The organism is Wohlfahrtiimonas larvae, assembly GCF_002006755.1.
In the GTDB taxonomy this organism is placed as follows: Bacteria; Pseudomonadota; Gammaproteobacteria; order Cardiobacteriales; family Wohlfahrtiimonadaceae; genus Wohlfahrtiimonas; species Wohlfahrtiimonas larvae.
Window position 1 is genome coordinate 1 of record NZ_MVDO01000252.1, and the last position, 4,548, is coordinate 4,548.

Sequence of the window (4,548 nt, forward strand, 5' to 3'; positions counted from 1 at the left end):
GCTGCATTAGCAATCTCAGCAATTACCAGTAAATTAGGTGGTTGGATGCCAGGTGGCAAAGGTTTGCCTGGTGCAGGTGGTTCCTCACCATCACCAAAGGTTGGCGGTGTACCAGGCGGTGCTTCTAATTTATTGGGTACAGTTGTACGTGGTACTAATGTGGTAGCACTTGCAGGTATTGCAGGCTCTGGCTACAACGATCCAAATATGGCTGATTCTATGAAACAGAAGAATGCTGAAGTTCAACCATTCATTGATGAATATATTCAAAAAGAAGGCGGTGTTGAAAAGACACGTGCAGCTTATAAAAAGTTTGGTCCTTGGGGGTGGCATACAGATAACTCATGGCAAAATGCTGACCCTGTAAACTTGAAAAAATATATTGATCGATATGAAGAATATTTGAAACAAGAAGATGCGAAAACATCCGTTCGTCAGCAAATTGATGAGCAAAACCAACGCTCTACTTATTGGCGTGATAAGAACAAAAATAATGAACAGGTATCTGCATCAGATTATGAACCATCTAATTTTGCATCCTCTATTATTTCAATGAGCCAGGCAATCAATGCATTGAATCCATTGGCTGATCTATCTCGTCAACTTGAGTTATTACAAAATGCCAAACCGCAAGAAATTGTACTGACTGTGCCTGTTTCCGTGGATGGTCGTATTGTGTATGAAACAGTTGAACGCATTGCTATTAACCAAATGAATAGAGGTGTCTATGGCATGGGCTAAATCAATTCAAACAGCGTCATTTAAAGGCATTGTATTCGATGTATTGGCAATTGAAGATGCTGTGGAACGTAGCATTGTAGAGCATCAATATGCCTATTCAGAAGGTGCTGATTTGGAAGATATGGGTTCCACTGGTCGTGAAGTCACAATAACAGCAATCTTTTATGGTGATCGTTATGAATCTTCATTAGGTGGCTTGTTAGATTATTGTGAAGTACGTGAATCAGGTCTATTAGTGCACCCTGTCATGGGTCGTATGCCAAACATGCAGTTGTTTTCAGCACGTTTTAGGCATGAAGCAGACAATGTTGATTATGTTGAGTTTGATCTCATCTTTAAAAAAGCAAACCGCAGCACACCATTGTTTGAAATGACAAGTATGTTTGGAATGCTAGATAACATACTGAATCAAATTGATTCTATGATCAATTTAGTGGGCGGTGTTTATGATGGCTTTATGGGTAAAATTCGTGCGATCAACACATATAAATCACGTGTTCGTGGTATGAATGCCATTGTTCGTTCGATGCAGTCTGAATTGAGTTATCAATTGGGTGAATTAAATATTGTACCTAGTTCATCATCTTCAGGGAGTGACCAAAATTTTATGACAAGTATCCATAAAGATACTCAACAACTGGTCACAGCTAAACGTGTTAACAATCCCATTTCATCTATGTCTGAATATGAAGCAGTTAAACGTGAATTAAATGCGGTTAATGCGATGCCTGTAAAAGTTGCTCAAGGTAATAGCCGTGTTGATTTAGGTGTACCAATGACAGTTGAGGATGCAAAAGAGATTCAAATATTTATCCAGCTCATGACGCAAAGCATTCGTACATCTGTGGTGGTTGATCTTTTAGAGCGCGATGACTTAAATCCTAATGAAATTGAAACATTAGTTAATGATGCCAGGACAAGTGCTCAGCAAATCATAGATCGCATTCGTAAAGATGATTTTATGCGTGAGTTGAATGAATATGACGAGCTATTTGTATTAGTTGAATCATTGAGAGCATCACAGCATTCATTGAAACAAATTGCTGAAATCATTATTTCTAAAAGACCACCATTATTGGTACGTAGAGCACCTTTTGATGGCACTTTACATCAAATAGCACATCACTTTTATCAAGACTTCAAACGATACGATGAGTTGGTGAAACTTAACCCACACATTACGCATCCAAGCTTCATTCAAACAGGAGATTTTATCAATGGCTATGCTGAATGACCCACGATCAAGTGTCACAGTTGAAATCGATGGCAAAGAACATGGTGACTGGCAAAGCTACACGATTGAGAGTGAATTTCTAACACCTGCTGATGCTTTTGATATGAGCATTGGTATGCCTAATGGGATTATGCCTCCTGATATTGATGAAGGTGTAGATTGTGTGGTGAAGATTGATGGCCACACGATTTTAACAGGCATTTTGGACACAATTAGGCATGGCATCGATAAGTACAATCATACTTATGCATTGAATGGCCGTGACCGTACTTCTCTTTTGGTGGATTGCAGTGCGCCCATTACTAACTTTAAAGGGCTGAGTTTATTAGAAGCGATCAAGAAAATCGCAGAGCCTTTAGGTATTAAAAAAGTTGAGCTACGTGGGAAAAACCCTGACTTTGATAAGACAGATATAGAACCAGGTATGTCAGCTTGGGATGCGATCATTCGCTTAGCCAATTCAGCTGGCCTACATGCTTGGAGCGATCCTGAAGGCACATTAATCATTGGTGCAGCAGATTATACCACTGAACCTGTGGCTAAATTAACGCTGAACAGAAATGGTAAAAATAACATTATTCGTATGGATCATGAGCGTTCATCTGCTAATCGTTATAGCGAAGTAATCTTTTTAGGGCAAACACACGGCAAAAAATCTGATGATGCAAAGAATAAGTTGAAATACGTCCATAAGGATGAGTCAGCAAAATTTACTAAGAAAAAGACAGTGGTGTTGGGTGATATTGAGAACTACGCAGCACTTGAAAAAGCAGCTAAAAAATATCTCTCTGATATGCAATTAGCAGGTGAAACTTTGACTATAACAAATGCTGGTCACTTTACTGATGCAACAAAAGCCAAGTTATTTATGCCAGGACAAAGGGTGCATATTGAAAGCGATATTTTTGGCATTGATGCTGTTTACTTTCTAATGGGTTGCAGATATTCCTGCAGTAAATTTGATGGCACAACAACCTCATTAACATTTAAAGAAGATGGTATTTGGTTGCCTGAATCGAAAGGTGCTGGTCGCAAGAAAAATAAGAAATCAGATAATCGTGAAAAAGTAGTCGTAGATGTTCAAGGTTATGAAAAATGGTAGGAGTGAATGATGACAATTGGACGTAGGATAAAAGGAATTGCACAAGGTGTTTCTCAAAGTGCTCGTAATGCTTTTCGTGGTGTTTTGTCAGCTACCAATAGCGCCCAATCTTATCAGTCTGCACAGGTGGAAGGCTTGGATGAAGAAGTGATTCAAGATGCTGAATTGTATCAGCATTTTGGCTTTACTTCTAATCCACCTGCAGGCACAAAAGCGATTGTGATTCCATTGCATGGCCTAACATCGCATAGCGTTATCATTGCCACTGAGAATGGTAATTTTCGTGTGCAGGCGCTTAAATCAGGTGAAGTTTGTCTTTATAACCAGTCAGGTGCAAGCATCACTTTGAAGAATGGCCGAGTGATTGACGTTGATTGTGATGCTTTCAATCTCAAAACTAAGCATTACACCTGTATTGCAGAAACTCATGTCACTTCATCTTCAGGTGGTATTACGTTAGATGCACCAATGACCGCTATTACAGGTGGTCTAAGCGCTGGTTTTGGTGGTAATACGCGCTCAAGCTATACAGCTTCATTCAATATGAAGATCAGCGCATTAGATGGTGTATTTGGTGGCATATCATTCTTGGGTCATGGTCATATTGATAGTATTGGTGGCAAGACAACAGAGCCAAAATAACCTGAAATACAGCACCATTATTTCTCTTCACAAAAAACGTATTGTATAGCTTTGAAAGATATATAGATCGCATATTCACTTATATAAGGAGCTAGATTATGCCTAAAGATGCACGTTATGTTGGTGCGGTTGTATTAGAGATTGATGGTAATGAATTTGAAGCAATGGATTTTCAATACAACCACAATACAGGCCGTAGACCACTCAAAACAATGAATAGTTCAGGCCGTTTAAAAGGCTATGCTAAAGGCGTTGCTGAATACAATTTGAACTTTACAGTGCCAGTATTGATTGAGGGTGACGATTCTGGTGACGCTTTGGCTATGGAATGGAAAAAAATTAGTAAAGGCAAGTTAACTTATTGGCCGTTGGAGCGACCTGAAGCACGCACAACATTACAAGATATGTTTGTAATGGAAGCCAACTTCTCAACATCAGCAGAAGGTGAAGGTACAATTGCAATTGTTGCCGCTGCTTTAGGAGAGATCAATGAGTAAAGCACAGTATAAAGGCGAGTTTTTAGTGGGGTTATTTGATGAGAATGATCAGCAACACAAGACATTCTCATTGCATTTACTCACTGTTAAAGATGAAATTGCAATGCATGAATCGCTAGCAATGAATCATCCAGCGCTTGAGTCGTACAGTGACTTCAAACGCTTTACGACTGAGCGTGCTACACGATTAGCATTCATGATTGATGGTATTGGTAAGCTCACTAATGTTACTGATGAACAGCTCTTAGATTTAACATCAGAAGACTTTGAAATCTTAGTAGCTGCGGAGTTTGAACTCTTAAAAAAGCTCAAAGAGCCTACCGAGCAAGGGG

Annotated in this window: 6 protein-coding genes; all 6 read left to right on the plus strand. The window is 39.3% G+C overall.

Annotated features, from left to right (window positions below; genetic code table 11):
* Positions 1 to 741: hypothetical protein (locus BZK14_RS13400; RefSeq protein ID WP_171973739.1), on the plus strand; the 741-nt coding region annotated here is incomplete at its 5' end.
* A complete protein-coding gene (locus BZK14_RS12825; protein WP_077926855.1) occupies positions 728 to 1,975 on the plus strand; it encodes a DNA circularization protein in 1,248 nt (415 codons plus the stop codon). The genes BZK14_RS13400 and BZK14_RS12825, both read left to right, overlap by 14 nt.
* A complete protein-coding gene (locus BZK14_RS12830) occupies positions 1,959 to 3,077 on the plus strand; it encodes a phage baseplate assembly protein (protein ID WP_077926856.1) in 1,119 nt (372 codons plus the stop codon). The genes BZK14_RS12825 and BZK14_RS12830 overlap by 17 nt, the downstream gene beginning before the upstream one ends.
* 6 nt (positions 3,078 to 3,083) lie before the next feature.
* Positions 3,084 to 3,719: a phage baseplate assembly protein V gene (locus BZK14_RS12835; RefSeq protein WP_077926857.1), complete on the plus strand. Its 636-nt coding sequence runs from the start codon at positions 3,084 to 3,086 to the stop codon at positions 3,717 to 3,719.
* Positions 3,720 to 3,817: 98 nt separating this feature from the next.
* Entirely contained in the window at positions 3,818 to 4,216 is a 399-nt protein-coding gene (locus BZK14_RS12840) for a hypothetical protein (RefSeq protein WP_077926858.1), read from the plus strand.
* The coding region (locus BZK14_RS12845) for a hypothetical protein (protein WP_143691482.1) at positions 4,209 to 4,548 on the plus strand (340 nt) is incomplete at its 3' end. The genes BZK14_RS12840 and BZK14_RS12845, both read left to right, overlap by 8 nt.

What these genes read in the sequence shown, in the direction of transcription:
- BZK14_RS12830 (WP_077926856.1), top strand. Translation starts at nt 1,959, where the DNA reads ATGGCTATGCTGAATGACCCACGATCAAGTGTCACAGTTGAAATCGAT.
- BZK14_RS12840 (WP_077926858.1), top strand. Translation starts at nt 3,818, where the DNA reads ATGCCTAAAGATGCACGTTATGTTGGTGCGGTTGTATTAGAGATTGAT.
- BZK14_RS12835 (WP_077926857.1), top strand. Translation starts at nt 3,084, where the DNA reads ATGATGACAATTGGACGTAGGATAAAAGGAATTGCACAAGGTGTTTCT.
- BZK14_RS12825 (WP_077926855.1), top strand. Translation starts at nt 728, where the DNA reads ATGGCATGGGCTAAATCAATTCAAACAGCGTCATTTAAAGGCATTGTA.